Genomic DNA, 26,558 nt, shown 5'->3' with positions numbered 1-26,558 from the left:
GGGGGCATTGACGCCGACACCCGCCGAATGGTGCTTGCCTTCCCCGACAGTCGTACGAAATATCCCTTCTGATGTTGCCGGGCCATGGCAGCCATGCCATCGCCGGCGCGCACCGAAGGGATACGCGATGAAAGCTGCCGCCCTCTACTCGGCCGCCGGTTCCTTGCTGCTGACCACCCTGGCCGCGGCCCCGGCGGCGGGCGGCACACCCGCCGCCCCGGGCAGCCCGGCGGCCTCGGGCGCGGCCGAACTGCGCGGCACGGCGGTGGCCGTGGCCCGCGCCCGGGCGGCCGGTATCGACTTCGGCCCGTGCTCCAGGGCCGAGGTGCCGCAGGCGCCGGCCGGTGTGCGGTGCGGCACGGTGTCCGTCCCGCTGGACTACGCGCACCCCGGCGGCCGGCAGATCAGACTGACCGTCAGCCGTGCCCGCGCCACCCAGAAGGACCCGCGCAACAGCAAGCGGAAGGTCCCCCGGCAGGGCGTCCTGGTCTACAACCCGGGCGGCCCCGGCGCCTCCGGCATGTACTTCCCGCTGGTCGGCACGTTGGCGGAGTGGAAGCAGGTCGCCGCCGCCTACGACCTGATCGGCTACGCCCCGCGCGGGGTGGGCCGTTCGGCACCGCTGTCCTGCGTGGACCCGAAGCACTTCTTCAAGGGACCCACCGCGTCCCCGGCGCACCCCTCGGACGCGTACAAGCGCCAGCGCGTCGCCCGGGCGAAGGCGTACGCGCGCGGCTGCGCCGAGCGGTCCGGGAGCAAGCTCGGGTTCTACACCTCGCTCAACAACGCCCGGGACCTGGACGTCCTGCGGGCGGCCCTGGACGAGGACCGGCTGACCTACCTGGGGGCGTCGTACGGCACCTACTTCGGCGCGCTGTACGCCTCGCTCTTCCCCTCGCACGTGCGGCGCATGGTGCTGGACTCGCCGGTGAACCCGGCCCCGGAGCGGATCTGGTACCGCAGCAACCTGGACCAGTCGGCGGCGTTCGAGGACCGCTGGGCGGACTTCCGGGACTGGATCGCCCGGCACGACGACGTGTACCGGCTCGGTGCCACGCCGGCGAAGGTGCAGCGCAGCTACGAGACCGCGCGCGACCGGCTGGCCAAGAAGGCGGCGGGCGGCAAGGTCGGCCCCGGCCAGCTGCAGAGCACGTTCCTGTCGGCGGGGTACTACGACGACTTCTGGCCGAGCCGGGCCGAGGCCCTCTCGGCGTATCTGCACGGCGACCCCCGGCCGCTGGTCCGGCTGGCCGCGCCGGACCCGGGGTCGGCCGCCGAGGCGGAGAACGGCAGCGCGGTGTACTCGGCGGTGGAGTGCAACGACGCGTCCTGGCCGACGGACTGGAAGGTGTGGGACCGCGACAACACGCGCCTGGCCCGGGTGGCGCCGTTCGAGACCTGGGACAACGCGTGGATGAACCTGCCGTGCGCCTACTGGCCGGCGCCCCGGCAGCGCCCGCTGGACGTGCGGACCGGGCCGGGCGAGCTGCCGCCGGTGCTGATCCTGGCGGCCGAGCGGGACGCCGCGGCGCCGTACCCGGGCGCGCTGGAGATGAACCGGCGGCTGGCCGGCTCGGTGCTGGTGACCGAGCGGGACGCGGGCACGCACGGCATCGCGGGCGGCCCCAACAAGTGCGTCAACGGGCACCTGTACGCGTATCTGCTGGAAGGCCGCCTCCCGGCGCGGCACGCGTCCTGCGCGCCGCACCCGGAGCCGGTCGCCGACGGCCGCCGGGCCGTCGGGAAGACCCAGCGGGACGCCCTGAAGGGCAAGGCCGGCCGGCACTAGGCGGCCTGCCGTCCTGCCGCGGCCGGCCGTCGCCCCCGCGGGGGCCTCAGGCCAGGCCCGCCACCAGTTCCGCGATGTCCTTGCGGCGGCCCGTGTAGAACGGGACCTCTTCGCGGACGTGCATCCGGGCCTCGGAGGCACGCAGGTGGCGCATGAGGTCGACGATGCGGTACAGCTCGTCGGCCTCGAAGGCCAGGACCCACTCGTAGTCGCCGAGCGAGAACGAGGCGACCGTGTTGGCCCGCACGTCCGGGTAGCCGCGCGCCATCTTGCCGTGGTCGGCGAGCATCCGGCGCCGGTCCTCGTCGGGCAGCAGGTACCAGTCGTAGGAGCGCACGAACGGGTAGACGCTGATGTAGTTGCGGGGCGTCTCGTCGGCGAGGAACGCCGGGATGTGCGAGCGGTTGAACTCGGCCGGGCGGTGCAGCGCCATGTTCGACCACACGGGCGTGAGCGCGCGGCCCAGCTTCGTGCGGCGGAAGAGGTTGTAGGCCTCCTGGAGCTGGTCGCTGGTCTCGGCGTGCCACCAGATCATGAGGTCGGCGTCGGCGCGCAGGCCGGAGACGTCGTAGGTGCCGCGGACCGTCACGTCCTTGGCGGCGAGCTGGTCGAACAGCTCCTGGACCTCGTCGGCGTATCCCGCGCGGTCCTGCGGGAGCACGTCCTTCAGCTTGAAGACCGACCAGAGGGTGTAGCGGATGACCTCGTTGAGGTCCTTGGCCAGCTTGCCCTTGTTCGGGATCCTGCCGGACTCGGTGGTGGGCGCGTCGTCACTCATGGTCCCTATTCTCCCGCTCCGCCGTGCAGGCTCTGCACCGGGTCGGCCGTCAGCCGCCGGACGCCGGCCAGGTCACCGCCCAGCTGGTCGACGGCCGCGTACGCGCTCGCGATGCAGGCCGGGACGCCGACGCCGTCGTACTGAGCGCCGCACACCGCGAGCCCCGGGAGCGCGGCGATCCGCTCGCGGACACGGGCCACGCGCGCGTGGTGCCCGACCGGGTACTGGGGCAGGCCGTCGGTCCAGCGGGTGACCCGGGTCTCCAGCGGCACGGCGTCGAGGCCGGTGGCCTCCCGCAGGTCGTGCCGGGAGATCTCCACCAGGTCGGCGTCGTCCCGGCCGAGCACCTCCGTCTCGCCGTAGCGGCCCACGGAGGTGCGCAGCACGACCACGTCCGGGTCCTGTTCGGCGATCCAGCCCCACTTCTGCGAGGCGAAGGTGGACGCCTTGATGGTGCGGCCGTCCACGGGCGGGACGAGGAAGCCGCTGCCCTCGGGCAGGGTCAGGCCGGCCCGCCGGTAGGCGAGGGTGACCAGCGCCATCGAGGCGTACTCGACGGCGGCCAGGTCGGCGGCGGCCTGCGGGGACTCCTCGCGCAGCAGGGCGGCGGCGGCCGGGGCGGGTACGGCGACGATCACGGCGTCGGCGCGCAGCACCCGCTCGCCCGCGGTGATCAGCCAGCCGCCGCCCTCCGCCCGGCGCAGGGCACGCGCGGGCGTGCCGGTCAGGATCTCGCCGCCCCGCGCGCGCACCGACGCGGCGACCGCGAGGGGCAGCCGCCCGACGCCGCCTGCGATGCCCGCGAAGACGGGCCCGGTCTGCTGGTTCGCCGCGGCCTTCGCCTGGATCTCCCGGACGCCCTCCGTCAGGGAGGCGTGGGCCTGGGCGGCCTGGAAGAGCTGCGGGACGGCCGAGCGCATCGAGATGCGGTACGCGTCGCCCGCGTACACCCCGCCGAGCAGGGGTTCGACCAGCCGGTCGACGACCTCGCGGCCGAGCCGGGCCGCCACGTACTCCCCCACGGCCGTGTCGTCGCCGATCTCGGTGCGGGGCAGGTCGGCGTCGCGCTCGATGCGGGCCAGGCCCTCGGCGGACAGGACGCCGGCGAGCGCGGCGGCGGTGCCGGGCACGCCCATCACATGGCCCTTGGGCATGGGCCGCAGGGCGCCGCGGGTCCAGATCGAGGCGCCGGCGGTGGCCGGCGGCTGGAGCTGCTCGCCGAGCCCCGTCTCGCGGGCCAGGGCGACCGCCTCGGGGCGGCGGGCGAGCAGGGACTCGGCGCCCAGGTCGACGCGCACGCCGGCGATCTCGCCGGGCAGCAGCTTGCCGCCGACCCTGTCGCCGGCCTCCAGCACCGTCACGCGCGCGCCGCGCCCCAGCAGCCGGTGCGCGGCGGCCAGCCCGGCGATGCCGGCCCCGATGACGACGACGTGCCCGGGGCCCCTGTCCGTTGTGCTCATGCGCCCACTCTCTCAGACCCCACCGACACTCCCGCCTGGGCCCGTTGTCCGGGCCGAGTCCGGACCGTGACCGCTTCGGGACCGGCGCGGTCCAACGTTTCGGCCCGCCCCGCCGTCCCAGGAACGTCCCGGCCCACAGCCCTCGGGGGGTACCGTCCATGCGCGCACCGCACTCCGCACACCGCCGCCGGCCGCTGGCCGGTGTCCTGCTCGCCGCCTGTCTCGCGCTCGCCGGCTGCGGCAGCGGGGCCGACGACTCGGACGGCGGCTCGGCGAAGTCCGCCGCGAACTCCGACGTCGCCGCCGGCGCCGGACGGGACTCCGCCCCGGGCGGCGCCGCCGACCTGCCAAAGCCCACCCGCGCGGCCCCCCGGCTCGCCCCGGACGCGATCATCCGCACCGCCTCCCTCACCGTCGAGGTCGAGAACGTGCCCAAGGCGCTGGCGAAGGCCCGGGCGACCGCCGAGGACGCGGGCGGCTACGTCGGCCGGGAGACCACCGGGCGGGACGAGGACGGCCATGAGCACACCAAGGTCGTGCTGCGCGTGCCCACCGAGCGCTACGACGAGGTCCTCGCCGGCCTTCAGGGCACGGGCCGGCTGATCGCGCGCACGGCCAAGGCGGTCGACGTCACCGACCAGGTCGTGGACGTCGACAGCCGGATCAGGTCGCAGCGGGCCAGCGTGGACCGGATCCGCGCGCTGATGGGCAAGGCGGCCAAGCTGAGCGACGTCGTCGCCCTGGAGGGCGAGCTGAGCAGCCGTCAGGCCGACCTGGAGGCGCTGCTGGCCCGGCAGGCGTCCCTGAAGGACCGTACGGGACTGGCCACCATCACCCTGTCGCTGTCCGGCACCCCGGCGCGGCAGGCGCAGGGCACGCCGGGCTTCACGGACGCGCTGGCGGGCGGCTGGCACGCGTTCGCGGCCGTGCTGCGCTGGACCGCCCTGGCGCTGGCCGCCGTCCTGCCGTTCGCGGCCCTCGCCGTGCTGCTGGTGCTGCTGTGGCTGCGGGTCGTACGCCCCCGGCTGCCGCGCCGCGCGCGGTCAGCGCCCGCCATGGCCGCGCCCGGCCCGCCGCCGGCGGCCCGCCCGGTGCCGGACCCCTCCGGCGAGGGCGGCCAGGACTGAAGTGCCCGCTCCCCGTAGCGTGCTCCCATGAGCATCAGCGGTGATCGGGGCGGCGGCGGCAGGGAACGGCTGGTCGTGATCGGCGGCGACGCCGCGGGCATGTCCGCGGCGTCGCAGGCACGGCGGCACAAGGACGCCGGCGAGCTGGAGATCGTGGCCTTCGAGCGCGGCCGCTTCACCTCCTTCTCGGCGTGCGGCATCCCGTACTGGGTGGGCGGCGAGGTCCCGGAGCGGGACCGGCTGATCGCCCGTACGCCGGACGAGCACCGGGCGCGCGGGATCGATCTGCGGCTGCGGACCGAGGTCGTGGAGATCGACGTGGCCGGGCAGCGGGTACGCGCGCGTGACGCCGGTTCCGGCGCCGAGTCCTGGACGCCGTACGACAAGCTCGTCATCGCCACCGGCGCCCGCCCGGTCCGCCCCGACCTGCCCGGCATGGACGCCCCGGGTGTGCACGGCGTGCAGACCCTCGGCGACGGCCAGGCCCTGCTCGACACCCTGGCCCGCACGCGCGGCCGGCGCGCGGTGGTGGTGGGGGCCGGGTACATCGGCGTCGAGATGGCCGAGGCGCTGATCAACCGGGGCTTCGAGGTGACGGTCGTCAACCGCGGCAAGGAGCCCATGTCGACGCTGGATCCGGACATGGGCCTGCTCGTGCACCGGGCCATGGAGGGCCTCGGCATCACCATGGTGAACGACGCCGAGGTCACCGGGCTGCGTACCGGCGGGGACGGCCGGGTGCGGGCGGTGGCGACGCGGGACGCCGAGTACCCCGCCGACCTGGTGGTCCTCGGGATCGGCGTGCGCCCCGAGACGGCCCTGGCCCGGGCGGCGGGCCTCCCCCTCGGCACCCGCGGCGGTCTGCTCACCGACCTCGCGATGCGGGTGCGCGGCCACGAGAACATCTGGGCGGGCGGCGACTGCGTGGAGGTGCTGAACCTGGTCTCCGGGCAGGAGCAGTACGTCCCGCTGGGCACCCACGCCAACAAGCACGGCCAGGTCATCGGCACCAACGTGGGCGGCGGCTACGCCACCTTCCCGGGAGTGGTCGGTACGGCGGTGAGCAAGGTCTGCGATCTGGAGATCGGCCGCACCGGTCTGCGCGAGAAGGACGCCCGCCGGGTGGGGCTGCGCTTCGAGGCGGTGACGATCGAGTCGACCAGCCGCGCCGGCTACTACCCGGGCGCCGCCCCCATGACGGTCAAGATGCTCGCCGAGTCCCGTACGGGCCGGCTGCTGGGCGTGCAGATCGTCGGCAGGGAGGGGGCGGCGAAGCGGGTCGACATCGCGGCGGTGGCGCTGACCGCGCAGCTGACGGTGGAGCAGATGACGGCCCTCGACCTGGGCTACGCCCCGCCGTTCTCACCGGTGTGGGACCCGGTCCTGGTGGCGGCGAGAAAGGCGTCGGCACGGGTGCGGGCGAGCCGCCCGGCCTGAGGGGGGCCGCGGGAAGGGCGCCGTGCGGGACGCCCCGGGCCGGCCGCGGGAACCGCGCGGCCGGCCCCGGAGCGGGCCCGCTCCCCGCCTCGCGGCTAGGCCGTACCGCTGATCCGCGGCAGTGCCGAGACGGCCGGGGCCGCCGCGGTGTCCTGCCTGGCGTGGCCCGCCGGGGCCGGGCGGGCGGACCGCAGGCGGTGGCTCACCGCCTCGTCCAGCGTCACCGGCCGCTGCATCTGCGAGGCGAGCCGCCCCGCCTCCTGGCCGAGCCGTGCGACATCCTCCCAAGGGAGTCTGACCACCAGGGACAGCTCGGCCTCGCCGTCGGGCAGAGCGTGCATCGCCGAAATCTGCGGAGTGTTCGTCATCGCCTGTTCCTCACATCGGTTGCGGAGGGATACGCACCCGTGCCCGGCGGCGTTCACCGATTCACCCGCCGCCGCGCGGGCACTACTCCTGTGTGGTCATCCCCGTCCATGACGTGAACCCGGTGCGCCGCACCCCCTGGGTGACGTACGCGCTCATCGCCGCCAATGTGCTGGTGTTCATCACCATGCCCGGCACGGCCGCCGCCGGCGGGAGCGAGCTGGCGCGGCTGTGCCATCTGCAGGCCTTCATGGACCAGTACGCGGCCGTCCCCCGCGAGCTGATCCACCACCAGCTGCCCCGCCTGGTGCCGACCGGGGCCGTCGGCACGGGCCCGGGCGGGCCGGGCTGCGTCGTGGGGCCGCCCGGCTACGACAAGTCGCCGGCGCTGTCGGTCCTCACCGCGATGTTCCTGCACGGCGGCTGGCTGCACCTGCTGGGCAACATGCTCTTCCTGCTGATCTTCGGCAACAACGTCGAGGACCGGATGGGGCACATCCGCTACTTCCTCTTCTACGTCGTCTGCGGCTACGCGGCCGGCTACGGCTTCGCGCTGCTCAACGCCGACTCCGCCGACCCGCTGATCGGCGCGTCCGGCGCGATCGCCGGGGTCCTGGGCGCCTACATCGTGCTGTGGCCGAAGGCCAGGGTGTGGGTCCTGGTGCCGTTCCTGGTCTTCCTGCCGCTGCGGCTGCCCGCCTGGCTGGTGCTGGGCTTCTGGTTCGTGCTCCAGGCCGTGTACTCGTCCGGGCACGGGATGTCCGGGGCCGGCACGGTGGCGTACGCCGCGCATGTGGTCGGCTTCCTGGCGGGCGTGCTGCTCGCCTGGCCGCTCAAGCCCGGCACCCCTGCCCCGCCGGAGCCGCCCGGCCTGCTGTTCGGCAGGCGGGCGCGGCCCCGTACCGGCTGGTGAGTCAGTGCGCGGTTGCGGTGTGGACGTACTCCACGAGCCGGGTCAGCGCGTCCGGGTCGGTGTTCGGCATGACGCCGTGGCCGAGGTTGAAGATGTGCCCCTCCAGCCCCGCGGCGGCGTCGAGCACCTCGCGGGCCTTGGCCGCGACGGTGTCCTTGTCGGTGAACAGGACGGTCGGGTCCAGGTTGCCCTGGAGCGCCTTGCCGGGGCCGACGCGGCGCGTGGCCTCGTCGAGGGGGACGCGCCAGTCGACGCCGACGACGTCCGCGCCGGCCTCGCCCATGAGCCCGAGCAGCTCGCCGGTGCCGACGCCGAAGTGGATGCGCGGCACGCCGTAGCCGGCGACCGCGTCGAAGACCTTGGCGGAGGCGGGCATGACGGAGTGCCGGTAGTCGGCCGGGGCCAGCGCGCCGGCCCAGGAGTCGAAGAGCTGGACGGCGCTCGCGCCGGCCTCGATCTGCACCTTGAGGAAGGCGGCCGTGATGTCGGCGAGGCGGTCCAGCAGGTCGGCCCAGAGCTGGGGGTCGCCGTACATCATCGCCTTGGCGTTCTCGTACGTGCGGGACGGACCGCCCTCGACCAGGTAGCTCGCGAGGGTGAAAGGCGCTCCCGCGAAACCGATCAGCGGGGTGGCGCCCAGCTCGCGGGTGAGCAGGCCGATCGCCTCGGTGACGTAGGGCACGTCCTCGGGGCTCAGGTCGCGCAGCCTGGCCAGGTCGGCGCGGGTGCGGACGGGCTGCTCGACGACCGGGCCGACACCGGGCTTGATGTCGAGGTCGATGCCGATGGCCTTCAGCGGGACGACGATGTCGCTGAAGTAGATCGCCGCGTCCACGTCGTGCCGGCGCACCGGCTGGAGCGTGATCTCGGTGACCAGCTCGGGCCGCATGCAGGAGTCCAGCATGGCGATGCCCTCGCGCACCTTGCGGTACTCGGGGAGCGAGCGGCCGGCCTGCCGCATGAACCACACGGGGGTGTGCGGCACCGGTTCACGCCTGCACGCCTTGAGGAAGGCGCTGTCGTACGTCGCTGTCGGCTGCTTGCTCTCATGGGCGGTCACGGGGCAAGTTTCGCATGCCACCGCACCGGCCCCGGCAGCCGCGTACGTCGTAGAAGGGTGTCTTGCCCTGCACAAAGGGCCCGCTCCCCTTACTCTTCCCCGCATGGCTGCGGCTCACGGACGAATGTCGGACAGCGCTGATGGAACGGGCGACGTGAAGGACACCGAAGAAGCGGACCGGCACTCCAGTGCCTCGGGTCCGCCGGCATTCCGCGCCGCGGTCGAGGCCCTGCGCAGCAGCCGGCTGCGGCCCCAGGTCGAGGTGGAGCCGACGCCCGCGCCGCAGCGGCTCGCCCCGTACGCCTACGCGCTGGAGGCGGTGGTGGTCGACGGCGAGCAGGAGCTGGCCGACGGGCGGCTGGTGCTGCTGCACGACCCGGCCGGGCACGAGGCCTGGCGGGGCACGTTCCGTCTGGTGACGCTGGTGCGCGCGGAGCTGGAGCCGGAGATGGCGGCCGATCCGCTGCTGCCCGAGGTGTGCTGGTCGTGGCTGACCGGGGCGCTGCAGGCGCGCGGTCTCGGCTACGGCGAGCCGAGCGGCACGATCACGCGCGCCGCCTCGCACTACTTCGGCGGTCTCGCCGAACGCCCCGCCGCCTCGCAGATCGAGATCCGGGCGTCCTGGACGCCGCGCGAGGGGCTCGGCGGGGTGCCGGACACCTCCGCCCACCTGGCCTCCTGGTGCGATCTGCTGGCACAGGTCGCGGGCCTGCCGCCGGCCGGTCCCGGCGACGCGTCGGTGGTGACGCTGCCGCAGCGCCGGGATCCGCAGTCGCGCTGACCGACCACGCGAACGTCCTGCCGGACGGCCACGGCGAAACGCCTTGTTGACCATCTCTTTGTCGATACGGCCACTTTGCGCACTCGAATCGCATCCGCTCGGACCGATTCGATCTTCGGATGATCGATCGCGTGTCCGAATTGCACAGATTGTTACTCACTAGATCGTGATCATTCTCTAAAGGCGGACGAGTTTGCTGCCGAAGACGACTGTGACCTTGAAAGCACGGTTCGTCCCGGCTTCCCCCACACAAGCCGGCCCCGTCCCCCACCCAGGAGGCCTGGTGTCCGTTCTCCTTGAGCAACCCGCAAGCCTGGTCGCCTACCGCCCGAACAAGCCGACCGCCATGGTGGTCGTGGCCGACCCGCGCGTCCGCTCCACCGTCACCCGCCATCTGTGGGCGCTCGGCGTGCGCGATGTCATCGAAGCCTCGTCCATCGCGGAGGCTCGTCCCCGCATCGGCAACCCCCGCGACATCTGCGTCGCCGACGTCCACCTCCCCGACGGCTCCGGCCTCACCCTGCTGTCCGAGACCCGTGCCGCGGGCTGGCCCAACGGACTCGCGCTCTCCGCCGCCGACGACATCGGCGCGGTACGCAACGCCCTGGCCGGCGGGGTCAAGGGGTACGTCGTCACCGGCACCCGCACCAACATCGGGCTCCCCTCCCGGCCCGGTGCCGCTCCCCTCGGCGCCGCCGCCCGTATGCACCGCCGCCCCCCGGGTGCCCCGAGCCACCCGGGCGGCTACCGGGAGCTCTCCGGACGCGAGGTGGAGGTGCTGCGGCTGGTCGCGGAGGGCCAGTCGAACAAGGCGATCGGCGTCTCCATGGGCCTGTCCGCCCTCACCGTCAAGAGCCACCTCGCCCGGATCGCCCGCAAGCTGGGCACCGGCGACCGGGCCGGGATGGTGGCCGTCGCCCTGCGCACCGGGATCATCCACTGAGCCCACCGGATACCCCCTTCGGCGGAATCCCGCGTTCAGCACGGTGGACCGGGCCGTGCCCCGCATTGACTGGTTTACGCCCCTCCCGTGCCCGTCGACGGAACGTTCCGTCGACGGGTGCTCTCCACACACGGATACCCTTGACAGGTGACCGACGCCCAAGACACCGCAGCAGACAGCTCCCTGCGCACCACCGGAGGCACTCCTCCGGACGACGCCGGATCTTCTGTGACGGGGGCGCCGACTCCTTTGCTCGAACCCCGCGAGGGCATTCCGCCCGTGATCACCGACGAGGCGGCCCTCGCCCGGGTGACCGCCGCGTTCGCGGCCGGCTCGGGCCCGGTCGCCGTCGACGCCGAGCGCGCCTCCGGCTACCGCTACGGCCAGCGCGCCTACCTGGTGCAGCTGCGCCGCGAGGGCGCCGGCAGCGCGCTGATCGACCCCGTCGCCTGCCCCGACCTGTCCGGTCTCGGCGAGGCGCTGTCCGGCGTCGAGTGGGTCCTGCACGCGGCCACCCAGGACCTGCCCTGCCTGCGCGAGATAGGCATGGTCCCGAGCCGCCTCTTCGACACCGAGCTGGCCGGCCGGCTCGCCGGGTTCCCCCGGGTCGGCCTCGGCGCCATGGTCGAGAGCGTCCTCGGCTACGTCCTGGAGAAGGGCCACTCCGCCGTCGACTGGTCGACCCGCCCGCTGCCCGAGCCGTGGCTGCGCTACGCCGCGCTCGACGTCGAGCTGCTCGTCGATCTCCGTGACGCCCTGGAGAAGGAGCTGGACCGGCAGGGCAAGCTGGAGTGGGCGCTCCAGGAGTTCGACGCGATCGCCACGGCGCCGCCCGCCGAGCCGCGCAAGGACCCCTGGCGCCGTACGTCCGGGATGCACAAGGTGCGCAGGCGCCGGCAGCTCGGTGTCGTACGGGAGCTGTGGGAGACGCGGGACCGGATCGCGCAGCGCCGGGACGTGTCGCCGGGCAAGGTGCTGAGCGACGCGGCCATCGTGGAGGCCGCGCTCGCCCTGCCGGCCAATGTGCACGCCCTCGCCGCGCTGAACGGCTTCGGGCACCGGATGGGCCGGCGGCAGCTGGAGCAGTGGCAGACCGCGGTGGACCGGGCCAAGGCCCTGCCGGACACCGCGCTGCCGCAGCCGGGGCAGCAGGTGACCGGTCCGCCGCCGCCGCGGGCCTGGGCCGACAAGGACCCGGCCGCCGCGGCGCGGCTGTCCGCCGCCCGGGCGGGGGTGTCGGCGCTCGCCGAGCGGCTGGTCATGCCCCAGGAGAACCTGATCTCCCCGGACACCGTGCGGCGGCTGTGCTGGGAGCCGCCGAAGGCGGCGGACGCCGGGTCCGTGGAGGTCGCGCTGGCCGGGTACGGCGCGCGGCCGTGGCAGATCGAACTGGTCACGCCGGTACTGGCCGACGCGCTGGCGGCCAAGGCCAAGGAGGCCTAGCCGCCGCCGGCCGCGCCCCCGTCCTGCGGTCGCGGCGCTCTCGCCGGCATCGATCGCCTTGCTCGCGCGGCGGCGGCTCGTCCGGGAACGGCCCCCGCGCGGAGCGACCGTGCGCCCCGCGGGTCCGCGGACCCGGACCGGGTACGTCGAGATCGCGCCAAGATCCGGGGACGGTACGGGGCGGAGCGGGCGGCGGAAGCGGTCACTCCGGCCACCGGGCAGCTCAAGCGCCTGTCGCACGGCGGCCTCCCGGGCGGGGCCCCACGGAAACGGCACCGAACGAGCCGGAACGCCGGCACGCCGGCCGGCTGTCCACCGTCCGGCGGGGCAGCTCAAGCCCCTGCCGGACAGCGGCCTCCCGGGCAGGGCCCGACCGCGACGGCACCGAACGAGCCGGAACGGCGGCACGCCGGCCGGCTGTCCACCTCACCGTCCGGGCACGCGGGCGTCCGGGGGACGGCTGCCGTCGACCGCTCCCCGAGCTGGGGGCGGACGCGCGCGCCGACCCGGCGCCGGACACCCGCCGAAGGCCGGGCCGCCCGGCCGGGCGGCCCGGAACCGGCCGCCGGCGCACGGGCGGCGGGCGGCCAGGCCGCCGTACCCCCCTTCGCCGAACCCCGGCGGCCGACGCGCGCGGGGCCCTCCCGGCCGGGCACCGCCGGGGAAACGGAGGGGCCGCGCGCCCCGCGCTTCCCCCCGGGCGCAGGCGGCGTCCATGCCGATGCCACGGGGGCCCGGCGCGTCTGCCGGGGTGTGACGTTCACCGCTCCAGCCGAGGGGACTGGGCAGTCACGTTACTCGTAAGTAGCATGTGTCCTGAGCGCGCGCTCAGCGCAGCGCAGCAGTGCCACCCCCGCGTCTGGAGGAGAGCCATCGTGCCTCGTACCGTCAGGGACGTCGTCTTTGTTGACGGCGTCCGCACCCCGTTCGGCAAGGCGGGCCCGAAGGGCATCTACCACGAGACCCGCGCCGACGACCTCGTCGTGAAGGCGATCCGGGAGCTGCTGCGTCGCAACCCCGGTCTCGACCCGAAGCGGATCGACGAGGTCGCCATCGCCGCGACCACGCAGATCGGCGACCAGGGGCTCACGCTCGGCCGCACGGCGGGCATCCTCGCGGGCCTGCCGCAGTCCGTGCCCGGCTACTCCATCGACCGCATGTGCGCCGGCGCGCTGACCGCCGTGACGACCACCGCCGGTTCGATCGCCTTCGGCGCGTACGACGCCGTCATCGCCGGTGGTGTCGAGCACATGGGCCGCCACCCGATGGGCGAGGGCGTGGACCCGAACCCGCGCTTCGTCAGCGAGAAGCTGGTCGACGAGTCCGCCCTGTTCATGGGCATGACCGCCGAGAACCTGCACGACCGCTACCCGACGATCACCAAGCAGCGCGCCGACGAGTACGCGGTGCGCTCGCAGGAGAAGGCCGCCAAGGCGTACGCCGACGGCAAGATCCAGCAGGACCTGGTGCCGATCTCGGTGCGCAACACCAACGCGGAGGTCGGTGAGACCGGCTGGGGCCTGGTCACGGCCGACGAGCCGATGCGCCCGGGTACGACCCTGGAGAACCTGGCCGGTCTGAAGACGCCGTTCCGCGTCCACGGCCGGGTCACCGCGGGCAACGCGGCCGGTCTGAACGACGGCGCCACCGCCTCGATCATCGCGAGCGAGGACTTCGCCCGCGAGAACGACCTGCCGGTCAGGATGCGCCTCGTCTCGTACGCCTTCGCGGGTGTCGAGCCGGAGGTCATGGGCTACGGCCCGATCCCGGCCACGGAGAAGGCCCTCGCCAAGGCGGGTCTGTCCATCTCCGACATCGGTCTCTTCGAGATCAACGAGGCCTTCGCCGTCCAGGTCCTGGCCTTCCTTGAGCACTACGGCATCGCGGACGACGACACGCGCGTCAACCAGTACGGCGGCGCCATCGCCTTCGGCCACCCGCTGGCCTCCTCCGGCGTCCGGCTGATGACGCAGCTGGCCCGCCAGTTCGAGGAGCAGCCGCAGGTCCGCTACGGCCTGACCACCATGTGCGTCGGCTTCGGCATGGGCGCGACGGTCATCTGGGAGAACCCGCACTTCGAGGGGGACAAGTGAGCACCACCGCCGAGCTTCTGCAGCAGGCATCCGAGCTGTTCCCCGACGAGGTCGTGACGTCGGCGCACGTACGCCACCTCGACCTGCCGTACGGCGCCGGGCGCTTCGCGCTCGTCACGCTGGACAACGGCCTGGACCACACCAAGCCGACCACCTTCGGCCCGGCCTCGCTCGCGAACCTCAACACCGCTCTCGACCAGGTCGAGAAGGAGGCCGCCGAGGGCTCGATCGTCGGTGCCGGCATCACCGGCAAGCCGTTCATCTTCGCGGTCGGCGCCGACCTCAAGGGCGTCGAGCTGCTGAAGGAGCACGAGCACGCGCTCGCCATCGGCAAGGGCGGCCACGAGGTCTTCAAGCGCCTCGCGGGCCTCGCGGTCCCGACCTTCGCGTACTACAACGGCGCGGCGATGGGCGGCGGCGTCGAGGTCGGCCTGCACTGCTCCTACCGGACCGTCTCCAAGGCGATCCCGGCGTTCTCGCTGCCCGAGGTCTTCCTCGGCCTGGTCCCCGGCTGGGGCGGCTGCGCCCTGCTGCCGAACCTGATCGGCGCCGACAAGGCCGTCTCGGTCATCATCGAGAACTCGCTGAACCAGAACAAGCAGCTCAAGGGCCGCCAGGTCTTCGACCTTGGCATCGCCGACGCCCTCTTCGAGGGTGCCGACTTCCTGGAGCAGTCGCTGATCTGGACGGCTCAGGTCCTCAAGGGCGACATCACCGTCGAGCGCCCGGCGGTCGACCGCGGCGAGGCCTGGGACCAGGCCGTCGCCAAGGGCCGTTTCATCGCGGACTCCAAGGTGCACGGCGCCGCCCCGGCCGCCTACCGCGCCCTGGACATCATCGCCGCCGCCAAGGACGGTGACCTCCAGCAGGGCTTCGACGCCGAGGACCAGGCCCTCGCCGACCTCATCATGGGCGGCGAACTGCGCTCCGGCATCTACGCGTTCAACCTCGTCCAGAAGCGCGGCAAGCGTCCCGCCGGCGCCCCGGACAAGAACCTGGCCCGCCCGGTCACCAAGGTCGGTGTCGTCGGCGCCGGTCTGATGGCCAGCCAGCTCGCGCTGCTCTTCCTGCGCCGCCTGGAGGTGCCGGTCGTGCTGACCGACATCGACCAGGAGCGCGTCGACAAGGGTGTGGGCTACGTCCACACCGAGATCGACAAGCTGCTCGGCAAGGGCCGTATCAACCAGGACAAGGCCAACCGCCTCAAGGCGCTGGTCACCGGTGTGCTGGACAAGGCGGCGGGCTTCTCCGACGCGGACTTCGTCATCGAGGCCGTGTTCGAGGAGATCGGTGTCAAGCAGCAGGTGTTCGCGGAGGTCGAGGCGGTCGCCCCGGCGCACGCGATCTTCGCCACCAACACCTCCTCGCTGTCCGTGACGGAGATGGCGTCGAAGCTCAAGCACCCCGAGCGGGTCGTCGGCTTCCACTTCTTCAACCCGGTCGCGATCCTGCCGCTGCTGGAGATCGTCCGCGGCGAGCAGACGGACGACGCCTCGCTCGCGACCGCGTTCGCCGTCGCCAAGAAGCTGAAGAAGACCGCGGTCCTCACCAAGGACGCCCCGGCGTTCGTCGTGAACCGCATCCTGACCCGCTTCATGGGCGAGATCCAGAACGTCATCGACGAGGGCACCCCGGTCGAGACGGCGGAGAAGGCGATCGAGCCGCTCGGCCTGCCGATGTCCCCGCTCGTCCTGCTGGAGCTGGTCGGCCCCGCGATCGGCCTGCACGTCTCGGAGACCCTCAACCGGGCCTTCCCGGACCGCTTCACGGTCTCCCCGAACCTCGCCGCCGTCGTCAAGGCGGGCAAGCGCGGCTTCTACGTCTACGACAGCGGCAAGCCGGAGCTCGACCCGGAGGTCGCCGCGCTGCTGAAGCAGGGCGACGTCGTGCTGACCGAGGAGCAGGTGCGGGCCCGGGTGCTCGACGCGGTGGCGCAGGAGATCGGGCTCATGCTCGACGAGGGCGTCGTCGCCGAGGCCCAGGACATCGACCTGTGCCTGATCACGGGCGCCGGCTGGCCCTTCCACCTGGGCGGCATCACGCCGTACCTGGACCGCGAGGGCGTCTCGGAGCGCGTGAACGGCAAGAAGTTCCTGGCTCCCGGCGTGGCTAGCGTGCCCGCGTAACACCCGGTGACGCACGGAGGGCCCCCGCGACCGCGGGGGCCCTTCCCGTGTCAGACCTCCTGCCAGGCTTCCAGGGCCAGCCCCGGCTCGTCCTTGCGCCGGGTCAGCAGGAGCCTGCCGGTGGACGGTGACGACGACGCCGCCACCACCCGCCCGCTCTCGTCCGTCGCCAGGGACACCAGCGCGTCCAGCGGGAGTTCGGGGCCCGACTCGGTCCACCAGGCGCCCGCCGACTCCTGCTCGGTCGGATACGCGGCGAAGGCGACCCGGCGGCTCTCCGTACGCTGCATCAGCAGCGTGCAGTCGTAGCCGTCCAGGTCGCAGCGGACCGCCGACACCGGTCCCGGGCCCGCCGCCGGCAGCACGGCGACCGGCTCGGTGCCCGGACGCCAGGCGCACAGCCCGCCGGAGGTGTCGGTGTAGAAGAGGGTCGTGCTGTCCGCCGAGGTGGGCAGGGCGCAGAGGGTGCCCGGCCGGACCGATGCCTGCTGGGCCTCCTGGAGCACGGGCTGGGCGGCCTGTTCCTCCTGGCGCCAGTACAGCAGGCCCTGCGGTGCCGCCGCGTACAGCTCGACCCGGCCGGACTCGCCGGTGACCGCGGCCAGTCCGTCCCGTACCTCACGGCCCTTCAGGTCCCGCCAGGGGTCCCAGCCGCCCTTCTCCTTCTGCATGATCATGCTCACCCCGCCGCCGCCGTTCAGGACGAAGACATGGGCGCGGCCCCGTGCGTCCACCGCGACCGCGGGCGTGCCGGTGCGGTCGCCCTTCCTGTCGGGGTGGCCGATCGGGTGCCAGTCGAGGGCGGCCAGGTGCGGGCGGAACTGCGTGGAGTGCACGAGCCCGGACTCGCCCTTGACGGTGGGCCGCCAGGAGGCCAGGTGGGCATAGCCGTCGGCGCCCTGGCCCACGGCCAGGACACGGTGCAGTCGCTGCTCGCCGCCCACCTTGCGCGGGGCGGACCAGGGGCCGCCAGGCCCGCGTTCGGCCCGGCACAGGACGGCGTCGCCCGACAGCTGGTAGACACTGAGCCGGCCGTCTCGGCCGCGGAGAAGCCAGTCGCCGTTCACCGGTTCACTTTAAGCCGCCCGCTCCCGGCCCCGGGGCCCGCCCCCCGGCCCGGGTCCGTGGGACCCTTGCCGCATGAACGCCCCCAGCGGCCCGCCGGACAGCCCCGGCTCCCCCGTCCCGCTCCTGGTCGTCGTGGACGGCGCGAACGTCGTCGGCTCGCGGCCCGACGGCTGGTGGCGCGACCGCAGGGGGGCGGCCGAGCGGCTGCGGGACCGGCTGGCGGGCGAGGGCCTGCCGGGGCGTCCGGGCCCCGTGGAGATCGTGCTCGTGGTCGAGGGCGCGGCCCGGGGCGTGGCGTCCGTGCCGGGCGTGCGCGTGGAGTCGGCACCGGGCAGCGGGGACGACCGGATCGTGGAGCTGACCGCCGAGAGCACCGGCCGGGCCCGCCTCGTGGTGACCGCCGACCGCGAGCTGCGGCGCCGGGTGACGGAGCTGGGCGCCGAGGTGGCCGGGCCGCGCGCCGTCCTGGGCTGAACCGCGCCCGCCCCGGGGTCACGGCGTCCTCGCGTACAGCACCGCCCCGTCCACCCGGCCCGCCTCCGTGTAGTCCGCCGCGAGCAGGCGGCTCAGCGTGGGGAGGCGGTCGGGGGCGTACGGCTCGCCCCGGGAGTCGTCGACGACCAGGACGGGGGCGTGGACGGCCATCTCCCGCCGGAACACCGGCCAGGCGCCGGCGACGGCGTACTTCTCGCCGACCTGCGGGCCGTCCCGGCCGCCGCTGTAGTTGGTGAGCAGGCCGGCGGTGAGGTAGCGGGTGGCGGGGGTGCGGCGGGCCAGCCAGTACGTCTCCGGGTGTATGCCCCAGACGAGGACCCGGTCGCCCGGTGCCGTGCGGTGCGCGAGGGCCGCCGCGAGACGCTCGGCGTGCGCCAGGCCGGGGCGCGGGGCGAGCAGGCCCCAGCTGACGAAGAGGGCGCAGCAGCAGGCCGAGGTGAGGACGGCGGTCCGGTGCCGGTGCCGGGGCAGGACGTGCAGCGCGGCGGTGGCCAGCAGGGCGAGCGGCGGGGTGAGTTGCAGGTAGTAGTGGCCGAAGAAGTGGCAGCCGAGGCTGACCGCGCCGGCCGAGGCGGCCAGCCACAGCCACAGGTCGGCCGCGCCCGTGCTGGCGGTGCGGGCGGTGCGCAGGGCCCGTACGACCGGCGGGAGCAGGCCGGCCGAAGCCGCCGCGAGGATCGCGGTGTTGGTCAGCGCACGGGCCAGGACATGGAGTTCGGAGCCGGTGACGGAGGCGTAGGAGGCGGAGCCGGTCACCGTCCAGAACAGGAAGCCGCCCGGGTCCGTCGCGAGGGCGGCGCCGAGCACGGGCACGGCGAATCCGGCCGCGAGCCGCGCCGGGCCCGCGCGCGGCCCGCCCCGCTGGTGCAGCAGCCAGGCCACCGGCAGCAGCACCGCGCCGCCGGTCTGCTTGGTCAGGAACGCGGCGGCGACGGCGGCCCCGGCCGCGCCCCAGCGCCCGCGGTCCGCGCACCACAGGGCGGCGGCCGTGGCGGGCAGCATGAACACCTCGAAGGTGGCGGCCTGCGCGTCCTCGGGGTTGAGTCCGACCGAGACCAGCAGATACAGCACCCCGGCGGTGCGGCCGGCCCGGTCGCCCCAGCGGCGGCGGGCCAGGGAGGCCAGCAGGGCGGCGGTGAGCAGCTGGGCGAGGACGGCGAGCACCCGCAGCGGGGTCAGCGAATCGGAGCCGCAGAGCGCGAACGCGGCCTGGTACAGCCAGGGCAGCAGCGGTGGCTTGCGGTCCACCACCGTGTCGTAGAGCCGGCCGCCCTGGGCGAGCAGCCGCGCTTGTACGGCGAGGAAGCCCTCGTCCGGGTTCCACAGCGGCCGGACGAAGGAGGGGATCCGGGTGGCGCAGGCCAGGGCCGCCAGCGGGGGCAGCAGCCGCGCCCAGTACGCCGTCCGGGTGACCGCGGTCCGTGCGGGGGCGAGCGGGGCGGCGAGGAGCATGGGCAGCACGCTATCCGGCCCCGCGGCCCCAGCCGAAGCGGGACATACGGGGCCGGAGCGGGAGTGTGCGGGACCGCCCGGCGGCGGCTACCCGGCGGTGCCCCCCGGCGGCCGGGCCGTGTCGGGCGTGGTCTCCTCACGCGGGGCGAGGCGGCTGTGCGAGCGGCCGTAGAGGAAGTACACGACGAAGCCGATGGCCATCCAGATGGCGAACCGGATCCAGGTCTCGGCGGGCAGGTTGAGCATCAGCCACAGCGAGGCGCAGACCGACACGATCGGGATGACCGGGACCCAGGGGGTGCGGAAGGCGCGGTGCAGGTCCGGGCGGGTCCTGCGCAGGATGATCACACTGATCGCGACGACGATGAAGGCGAACAGCGTGCCGATGTTGACCAGTTCGCCGAGCGTCCGGAGGCTGGTGAAACCCGATACGATCGCGATGATCACACCGAGCAGGATGGTCGGCCGGTACGGCGTCCGGAAGCGCGGGTGGGTCCGGGAGAAGAACCGCGGCAGCAGCCCGTCACGGCTCATCGCGAAGAAGACGCGGGTCTGGCCGAGGAGAAGGATCATGCAGACCGTGATCAGGCCGATCGTGGCGCCGAAGCTGATCAGGCCCGCGTACCAGGGATGTCCGGTGCTCTTGAACGCCTCGGCGAGCGGGGCCTCGACCGACAGTTTCCGGTACTTCTGCATGCCGGTGACGACGATGGACACCGCCACGTACAGCACCGTGCAGATGAAGAGCGAACCGATGATGCCGCGGGGCATGTCGCGCTGCGGGTTGCGGGTCTCCTCGGCGGCCGTGGCGACCACGTCGAAGCCGATGAAGGCGAAGAACACGATCGAGGCGCCGGTGAAGACGCCCAGCACGCCGAAGTTGGACGGCGCCCAGCCGAACATCAGCTGGATCAGGGGCGCCTTGAGGCTGCTGCCGCTCGGCGTGGGCTCGGACGGCGGGACGAAGGGGTCGTAGTTCGCGGAGTTGACGATGAAGGCGCCGGCGATGATCACGATGAGCACGACGATCAGCTTGATCGCCACGACCACCTGGGTGACCCGCGCGGACAGCTTCATGCCGAGGACGAGGATGCTGGTGAGCACGAGGACCAGGACGGCGGCGCAGATGTCGAACCCGAAGCCGCCGGCGCCGTCGCGTCCGCCGAGCTGCGCCGGGATGTGCCAGCCGATGTTGTTGGCGAGGAACGACCGGAAGTAGCCCGACCAGCCGACGGCGACCACCGCCGTACCCAGCGCGAACTCCAGGACCAGGTCCCAGCCGATGGTCCAGGCGGCCAGCTCGCCGATCGAGGCGTACGAGAAGGTGTACGCGGAGCCGGCCACCGGGACGGTGGAGGCGAATTCCGCGTAGCACAGCGCGGCCAGGGCGCACACGACGCCGGCGACGACGAAGGACAGCGACACCGCCGGGCCGGCGGTGTCCCTGGCCACGGCGCCGGTGAGCACGAAGATGCCGGTGCCGATGATGACACCCACGCCGAAGACGGTCAGATCCAGCGCGGACAGGGAGCGCCTGAGCGCGTGCTCCGGCTCCTCGGTGTCCTGGATGGACTGCTCGACCTTCTTCGTGCGGAAGAGCGTGCTGCTCACGTGCCTACCTCCCACGCTGGTGTGTCCCCGGGTACGGCTCCACATGATCGAGAGGGCCGGCGATGCGGATTACCCCCGGCACAGGCAGGTTCACGCAAACGGGCCGGTTCCGCCACCGGGAGGTGGGGCGGAACCGGCCCGTCGAGGCGCTTACTAGTCGCGCGCGGGCTCCACGGAGTCCACCGCGGTCGCCGTCCCGTCGAGCCGGGCGACGAGCCCGGTGACCTGGCGGGCGATGTCCGGGGCCGTCAGCCCGATCTCGGTGAGCACCTCGGCGCGGGAGGCGTGGTCGAGGAAGCGCGGCGGGATGCCGAAGTCGCGCAGCGGCACGTCCACGCCCGCGTCCCTGAGGGCCTGGGCGACGGCGGAGCCGACGCCGCCGACGCGGCTGTTGTCCTCGACGGTGACGACGACCCGGTGCCGCTCGGCGAGCGGGGCCATGGCCTCGTCGACGGGCTTGACCCAGCGCGGGTCGACGACGGTGGTGGAGATGCCCTGCTTGTCGAGCAGGCCGGCGATCTCCAGGCACATCGGGGCGAGCGCGCCCACGGAGACCAGCAGCACGTCCGGGCGGTCGGTGCCGGGCTCGCGCAGCACGTCCATGCCGCCGACCCGGCCCACGGCGGGTACGGCGGGGCCGACGGCGCCCTTGGAGAAGCGCACCACGGTCGGCGCGTCCTCGACGGCGACGGCCTCGCGCAGCTGGGCCCGCACCTGGTCGGCGTCGCGCGGCGCGGCCAGCCGCAGCCCCGGCACGACCTGGAGGATCGACATGTCCCACATGCCGTTGTGCGAGGCGCCGTCGGTGCCGGTGACGCCCGCCCGGTCCAGCACGAAGGTCACCCCGCACTTGTGCAGGGCGACGTCCATGAGGACCTGGTCGAAGGCGCGGTTGAGGAAGGTCGCGTAGACGGCGAAGACCGGGTGCACCCCGCCGTGCGCGAGGCCGGCGGCCGAGACGGCGGCGTGCTGCTCGGCGATCCCGACGTCGTACACCCGTTCGGGGAAGCGCTTGGCGAACTTGTCCAGGCCGACCGGCTGGAGCATGGCCGCGGTGATCGCGACGATGTCCTCGCGCTCCTCGCCGAGCCGCACCATCTCCTCGCCGAAGACGGAGGTCCAGTCGGCGCCGGAGGAGGCGATCGGCAGCCCGGTGTCCGGGTGGATCTTGCCGACGGCGTGGAACCGGTCGGCCTCGTCCTGGAGGGCGGGCTGGTAGCCGCGGCCCTTCTCGGTCAGGCAGTGCACGATGACCGGCCCGCCGAACCGCTTGGCCCGGGCCAGCGCCGACTCCAGGGCCTCGATGTCGTGGCCGTCGATCGGGCCGACGTACTTCAGGCCCAGGTCCTCGAACATGCCCTGCGGGGCGATGAAGTCCTTCAGGCCCTTCTTGGCACCGTGCAGCGTCTCGTACAGCGGCTTGCCGACCACCGGGGTACGGTCGAGGATGTCCTTCGTCCTGGCGAGGAAGCGCTCGTAGCCGTCGGTCGTGCGCAGGGTCGCCAGATGGTTGGCGAGGCCGCCGATGGTCGGGGCGTAGGAGCGCTCGTTGTCGTTCACGACGATGACGAGCGGACGGTCCTTGGCCTCGGCGATGTTGTTCAGCGCCTCCCAGGCCATGCCGCCGGTCAGCGCGCCGTCACCGATGACGGCGACGACGTGGCTGTCCCGCTTCTTCAGCTCGTTCGCCTTGGCGATGCCGTCGGCCCAGCCGAGCACGGTGGACGCGTGGCTGTTCTCGATGACGTCGTGCTCGGACTCGGCCTGCGCCGGGTAGCCCGACAGGCCGCCCTTCATCTTCAGCCGGGAGAAGTCCCGCCGGCCGGTCAGCAGCTTGTGCACGTAGGACTGGTGGCCGGTGTCCCAGAGCACCTTGTCCTTGGGCGACTCGAAGACGCGGTGCAGGGCGATGGTCAGCTCCACCACACCGAGGTTCGGGCCGAGGTGGCCGCCTGTCTTGGAGACCGCGTCGACGAGGAAGGTCCGGATCTCCTCGGCCAGCAGGTCCAGCTCCTCCAGGCTGAGCCGGTCCAGATCGCGCGGTCCCCTGATGCGGGTCAGCAGCGGCACCCGTGCCTCCTTGCAGTAGAGCTGATCGAGCGTTGCCGGGCCTGTCGAGTCTAATGTTCCGGCTCCGCTTCCGGTGTCCGGGTGGGGGACACGGAAGTGCCCGGCGCCTCGAAGGCGCCGGGCACTGGGGGTTTGCCGGGTGCTACGCCCGCCCGGCCGACTTCTGGGTCTTGCGGGTCACCGCGTCGATGACGACGGTGGCCAGCAGGACGCCGCCGGTGATCATGTACTGGACCGGGGAGGCGATGCCCTGCAGGGCGAGGCCGTACTGGATCGAGACGATCACCAGCACGCCCAGGAGCGCGTTCCAGGTCCGGCCGCGGCCGCCGAAGAGGGACGTGCCGCCGATCACGGCCGCCGCGATCGCGTTCATCAGCAGGTCACCGCCGCCGGCGCCCTGGTTGGCCGAGGTGATCTTGGAGGCGATGAACAGACCGCCGATGGCGGCGAAGGTGCCGGAGATCGCGTAGACCGAGATCCGGACCGCCGCGACGTTGATGCCGGCCCGGCGGGACGCCTCGATGCTGCCGCCGAGCGCGAAGATCTTGCGGCCGTACGACGTGCGGCGCAGCACGAAGTCCGTGATCACCAGGACGGCCAGGAACAGCACCACGGCCAGCGGCAGGCCCTTGTACTGGTTGAAGACGGCGGCGGCGGCGAAGGCCACCACGGCGAGGAGCACCGTGCGGACGATGATCTCGCTCAGCGGACGGGACGGGACGCCCGCGGCCTCACGGCGGCGGTTGTCGAAGAACGCGGTGAGGAAGAAGACCACGACGGCGACGACGGCGAGGCCGTAGGCGGCCGCCACATCACTGAAGTAGTAGCCGCTCAGCTTGGCGACCAGACCGCTGTCGTCCAGGTTGATCGTGCCGTTGCTGCCGAGGATCTGGAGCATGAAGCCGTTCCAGAACAGCAGACCCGCCAGGGTGACGGCGAAGGCCGGGACACCGACCCGGGCGAAGAAGAAGCCGTGGATCGCGCCCGCCGCGGCGCCGGTGAGGATGGCGAGGATCAGCGCCAGCCACTCGGCCATGCCGTGCGTGATGTTGAGGACGGCGAAGGTGGCGCCCGCCACACCGCTGACCGAGCCGACCGACAGGTCGATCTCGCCGAGCAGCAGGACGAAGACGATACCGACGGCGATCATGCCCGTGCCGACCATGGCCACGGAGATGTCGGACAGGTTGCCCGCGGTGAGGAAGTTGGAGTTCAGGCTCGCGAAGATCGCCCAGATGACGATCAGGCCGACGACGACCGGGATGGAGCCGAGGTCACCGGCGCGGATCTTGCGCTTGAACTCGCCGATGTAGCCGGCGAAGCCCTGCTCGCGCACGAGCAGCCGGGGGTCGACGGCCACGTCCGCGCCGGCGGCGGCCTCCGGGTTCTCCGCGGTCTGCGGTTCGGCAGGGGCGGAGGTCTTGTCGATGCTCACTTCTGAGCCTCCCCGTTGCGCGCCGCACGACGGGTCACGGCGTTGTCCGTGGCACCGGTGATGGCGGAGATGATCTCTTCCTGCGAGGTGGACTTGACCTCGAACACGCCGTTGTTGCGCCCCAGGCGCAGCACGGCGACCTTGTCCGCCACGGCCTTCACATCGGCCATGTTGTGGCTGATGAGGATCACGGCGTGGCCACGCTCGCGCAGCCGCTCCACGAGGTCGAGGACCTGCGCGGTCTGCTCGACACCGAGGGCCGCGGTGGGCTCGTCGAGGATGACCAGCTTGGGCTCGCCGAGCATGGAGCGGGCGATGGCCACGGTCTGGCGCTGACCGCCGGAGAGCGAGGCGATCGGGATGCGCACGCTGGGGATGCGGATCGACAGCGTGGTGAGCAGCTCACGGGAGCGGCGCTCCATCTCCACCTCGTCCAGGATGCCGCGCTTGCGCAGCTCCCGGCCCAGGTAGAGGTTGCCGACGACGTCGATGTTGTCGCACAGCGCGAGGTCCTGGTAGACGGTCGCGATGCCCAGGTTCTGGGCGTCGTGCGGCTTGCTGATCTGTACGGCCTTGCCGTCCCACTCGATGACACCCTCATCGATGGGATGCACGCCGGCGATCGTCTTGACCAGCGTGGACTTTCCGGCGCCGTTGTCGCCCACCAGGGCGACCACTTCACCGGCGTGGACCTCAAGCTCTACGTCGGTGAGCGCCTGGACGGCACCGAACCGCTTGGAGACCCCGCGCAACGCCAGCACGGGCGTAGCGGACACGTGAACCATCTCCTTCGCCGCCTGACCCGGCGGGAGGTTGTGCAGAAGTGGGGAAAGAGGGTCCGTCCGGCGCCCCGCCCTAGCTTTGCGGGGCTGGTGGATGCGGGGCGCCGGAGGAGCTTGTACCGCGCACGTCCCTCAGGAATTCTCTGGCGAACTCCCGCGTACGGTAAGGGACGTGCGGCTGCCTACTTGAGGCCGATCTTGTCGCAGGCCGACTTGTACTTGTCGGTGCAGATGTCGTTGATCGTGTAGAAGCCGTCCTTGATGACGGTCTCCTTGATGTTGTCCTTGGTCAGCGAGACGACCGGGACGATGACCGACGGGACCTGCTTCGCGGTCGGGCTGTCGACCTTGCTCGTGGCGATGGAGTCGAGCTTCTCGCCCTTGCCGAGCGCGACGGCCATCTTGGCGGCCACGGCGGCCTCCTGCGGGTAGGACTTGTACACGCTCATGTACTGGTCGCCCGTGACGATGCGCTGCACACCGGCGAGCTCGGCGTCCTGGCCGGTCACCGGGACGTTGATGCCCGCGGCCTTGAGCGCGGTGATGATACCGCCGGCCATGCCGTCGTTGGCGGAGTAGACGCCCACGATGTTCTTCTTGCCGAGGGCGGAGATGGCGCCCTCCATGTTGGCGTTGGCGTTCTCCGGCTTCCACTCCTTGGTGTCGTACGACTTGGCGATGTCGACCTTGCCCTTGAGCTCCGCCAGCGCGCCCTTCTTGAAGAAGGCGGCGTTCGGGTCGGTGATCGCGCCGTTCATCATGACGATCTTGGCGGAGGGCTTGGCCTTGGCGCCCAGCGCCTTCAGGAGGGCCTGGCCCTGGGTGTGGCCGACCGCCTCGTTGTCGAAGGAGGTGTAGGCGTCGATCGGGCCCTCGGCCAGGCGGTCGTAGGCGACGACCGGGATGCCGGCGTCCTTGGCCTTCTTGACGGAGCTGGCGATGGCCTTGGAGTCCACCGCGTCCACGATCAGCACGTCGACCTTGTTGGTCACCATCGTGTCGACCTGCTGGTTCTGCGTGGTGGCGTCCTGCTTGGCGTTCGCGTAGACGACCTTGCCCTTGCCGTTCGTCAGGTCCTTGACCTGCTTCTCGATGATGGGCTTGTCGAACTTCTCGTAACGAGCGGTCTGGTTCTCCGGAAGGAGCAGGCCGACCGTGATGTCGTCGCCCTTCTTCGCGCCGGAGCCGGAGGGGTCGCTCGAACCCTTGGACTCCTTGGCGCTGCCACAGGCGGCGAGCGAGACGGCCATCGCTCCGGCGGCAACGGCAACGGCGGCACGACGCATACGTGCGTTCACTTGGGAAACCTCCCTGACGAGGCCGCGTCGT

Annotated in this window: 21 protein-coding genes; 10 read left to right on the top strand and 11 right to left on the bottom strand. The window is 72.8% G+C overall.

Annotated features, from left to right (window positions below; genetic code table 11):
* Positions 1–127 precede the first annotated feature (127 nt).
* Positions 128–1,789: an alpha/beta hydrolase gene (locus tag ACF073_RS05820; protein WP_392067097.1), complete on the top strand. Its 1,662-nt coding sequence runs from the start codon at positions 128–130 to the stop codon at positions 1,787–1,789.
* A 46-nt stretch (positions 1,790–1,835) separates the two neighbouring features.
* Here the strand turns inward: ACF073_RS05820 and hemQ are convergent, their stop codons facing one another.
* Together hemQ and hemG are read right to left on the bottom strand one after the other, a co-directional pair.
* The gene (gene hemQ / locus ACF073_RS05815; RefSeq protein WP_392067096.1) at positions 1,836–2,567 is read right to left on the bottom strand and encodes a hydrogen peroxide-dependent heme synthase; all 732 of its coding nucleotides are present in this window, start codon (positions 2,565–2,567) and stop codon (positions 1,836–1,838) included.
* 5 nt (positions 2,568–2,572) lie between these two features.
* Positions 2,573–4,027, bottom strand: a complete 1,455-nt coding sequence (hemG, locus tag ACF073_RS05810) for a protoporphyrinogen oxidase (protein ID WP_392067095.1) — start codon at positions 4,025–4,027, stop codon at positions 2,573–2,575.
* Positions 4,028–4,185: 158 nt separating this feature from the next.
* Here hemG and ACF073_RS05805 point away from each other — a divergent pair, with 158 nt between their 5' ends.
* A complete protein-coding gene (locus tag ACF073_RS05805; protein WP_392067094.1) occupies positions 4,186–5,154 on the top strand; it encodes a DUF4349 domain-containing protein in 969 nt (322 codons plus the stop codon).
* 27 nt (positions 5,155–5,181) lie between these two features.
* Positions 5,182–6,591 carry an FAD-dependent oxidoreductase gene (locus tag ACF073_RS05800; protein WP_392067093.1) on the top strand — a complete coding sequence of 470 codons (1,410 nt, stop codon included), beginning with the start codon at positions 5,182–5,184 and terminating at the stop codon, positions 6,589–6,591.
* Between the two features lie 95 nt (positions 6,592–6,686).
* On the opposite strand, the gene ACF073_RS05795 is transcribed toward ACF073_RS05800, so the two are convergent.
* Positions 6,687–6,959, bottom strand: a complete 273-nt coding sequence (locus tag ACF073_RS05795) for a hypothetical protein (protein WP_392067092.1) — start codon at positions 6,957–6,959, stop codon at positions 6,687–6,689.
* 92 nt (positions 6,960–7,051) lie between these two features.
* Here ACF073_RS05795 and ACF073_RS05790 point away from each other — a divergent pair, with 92 nt between their 5' ends.
* Complete coding sequence (locus tag ACF073_RS05790; protein ID WP_392067091.1) at positions 7,052–7,870, top strand: rhomboid family intramembrane serine protease; 819 nt, start codon at positions 7,052–7,054, stop codon at positions 7,868–7,870.
* A 1-nt stretch (position 7,871) separates the two neighbouring features.
* Here ACF073_RS05790 and hemE read toward each other — a convergent pair whose 3' ends face one another.
* Complete coding sequence (gene hemE / locus ACF073_RS05785) at positions 7,872–8,930, bottom strand: uroporphyrinogen decarboxylase (RefSeq protein ID WP_392067090.1); 1,059 nt, start codon at positions 8,928–8,930, stop codon at positions 7,872–7,874.
* Between the two features lie 103 nt (positions 8,931–9,033).
* Here hemE and ACF073_RS05780 point away from each other — a divergent pair, with 103 nt between their 5' ends.
* The 5 genes from ACF073_RS05780 (at position 9,034) to ACF073_RS05760 (ending at position 16,316) form a co-directional block, all read left to right on the top strand.
* Positions 9,034–9,711, top strand: coding sequence for a DUF3000 domain-containing protein (locus ACF073_RS05780; RefSeq protein WP_392067089.1), 678 nt, complete (start codon positions 9,034–9,036; stop codon positions 9,709–9,711).
* Between the two features lie 283 nt (positions 9,712–9,994).
* Entirely contained in the window at positions 9,995–10,654 is a 660-nt protein-coding gene (locus ACF073_RS05775; protein WP_161290719.1) for a response regulator transcription factor, read from the top strand.
* A gap of 147 nt (positions 10,655–10,801) precedes the next feature.
* A complete protein-coding gene (locus tag ACF073_RS05770) occupies positions 10,802–12,097 on the top strand; it encodes an HRDC domain-containing protein (protein WP_392067088.1) in 1,296 nt (431 codons plus the stop codon).
* An 875-nt stretch (positions 12,098–12,972) separates the two neighbouring features.
* Entirely contained in the window at positions 12,973–14,190 is a 1,218-nt protein-coding gene (locus ACF073_RS05765; protein WP_392067087.1) for a thiolase family protein, read from the top strand.
* The gene (locus ACF073_RS05760; RefSeq protein WP_392067086.1) at positions 14,187–16,316 is read left to right on the top strand and encodes a 3-hydroxyacyl-CoA dehydrogenase NAD-binding domain-containing protein; all 2,130 of its coding nucleotides are present in this window, start codon (positions 14,187–14,189) and stop codon (positions 16,314–16,316) included. Before ACF073_RS05765 ends, ACF073_RS05760 begins: the two co-directional genes overlap by 4 nt.
* Positions 16,317–16,366: 50 nt before the next feature.
* Here the strand turns inward: ACF073_RS05760 and ACF073_RS05755 are convergent, their stop codons facing one another.
* A complete protein-coding gene (locus tag ACF073_RS05755; RefSeq protein WP_392067085.1) occupies positions 16,367–17,383 on the bottom strand; it encodes a hypothetical protein in 1,017 nt (338 codons plus the stop codon).
* 73 nt (positions 17,384–17,456) lie between these two features.
* On the opposite strand from ACF073_RS05755, the gene ACF073_RS05750 reads away from it, so the two are divergent.
* Complete coding sequence (locus ACF073_RS05750; RefSeq protein ID WP_392067084.1) at positions 17,457–17,858, top strand: NTP pyrophosphohydrolase; 402 nt, start codon at positions 17,457–17,459, stop codon at positions 17,856–17,858.
* 18 nt (positions 17,859–17,876) lie between these two features.
* Here ACF073_RS05750 and ACF073_RS05745 read toward each other — a convergent pair whose 3' ends face one another.
* The 6 genes from ACF073_RS05745 to ACF073_RS05720 form a co-directional block, all read right to left on the bottom strand.
* Positions 17,877–19,331 (bottom strand): glycosyltransferase family 39 protein, encoded by a 1,455-nt coding sequence (locus ACF073_RS05745; RefSeq protein WP_392067083.1) that lies wholly within the window; start codon positions 19,329–19,331, stop codon positions 17,877–17,879.
* An 87-nt stretch (positions 19,332–19,418) separates the two neighbouring features.
* Positions 19,419–20,942 (bottom strand): amino acid permease, encoded by a 1,524-nt coding sequence (locus tag ACF073_RS05740; RefSeq protein ID WP_392067082.1) that lies wholly within the window; start codon positions 20,940–20,942, stop codon positions 19,419–19,421.
* Positions 20,943–21,095: 153 nt separating this feature from the next.
* The gene (gene dxs / locus ACF073_RS05735) at positions 21,096–23,012 is read right to left on the bottom strand and encodes a 1-deoxy-D-xylulose-5-phosphate synthase (RefSeq protein WP_392067081.1); all 1,917 of its coding nucleotides are present in this window, start codon (positions 23,010–23,012) and stop codon (positions 21,096–21,098) included.
* 142 nt (positions 23,013–23,154) lie between these two features.
* The gene (locus ACF073_RS05730; RefSeq protein WP_392067080.1) at positions 23,155–24,447 is read right to left on the bottom strand and encodes a sugar ABC transporter permease; all 1,293 of its coding nucleotides are present in this window, start codon (positions 24,445–24,447) and stop codon (positions 23,155–23,157) included.
* Entirely contained in the window at positions 24,444–25,232 is a 789-nt protein-coding gene (locus ACF073_RS05725) for an ATP-binding cassette domain-containing protein (protein WP_392067079.1), read from the bottom strand. Before ACF073_RS05725 ends, ACF073_RS05730 begins: the two co-directional genes overlap by 4 nt.
* Before the next feature lie 179 nt (positions 25,233–25,411).
* Positions 25,412–26,515, bottom strand: a complete 1,104-nt coding sequence (locus tag ACF073_RS05720; RefSeq protein WP_392067704.1) for a substrate-binding domain-containing protein — start codon at positions 26,513–26,515, stop codon at positions 25,412–25,414.
* Positions 26,516–26,558 lie beyond the last annotated feature (43 nt).

The organism is Streptomyces sp. NPDC015171 (assembly GCF_043079545.1).
Lineage (GTDB): Bacteria > Actinomycetota > Actinomycetes > Streptomycetales > Streptomycetaceae > Streptomyces.
Note: the sequence above shows the minus strand (reverse complement) of the source record. Positions and strands in the feature narration are given on the sequence as shown.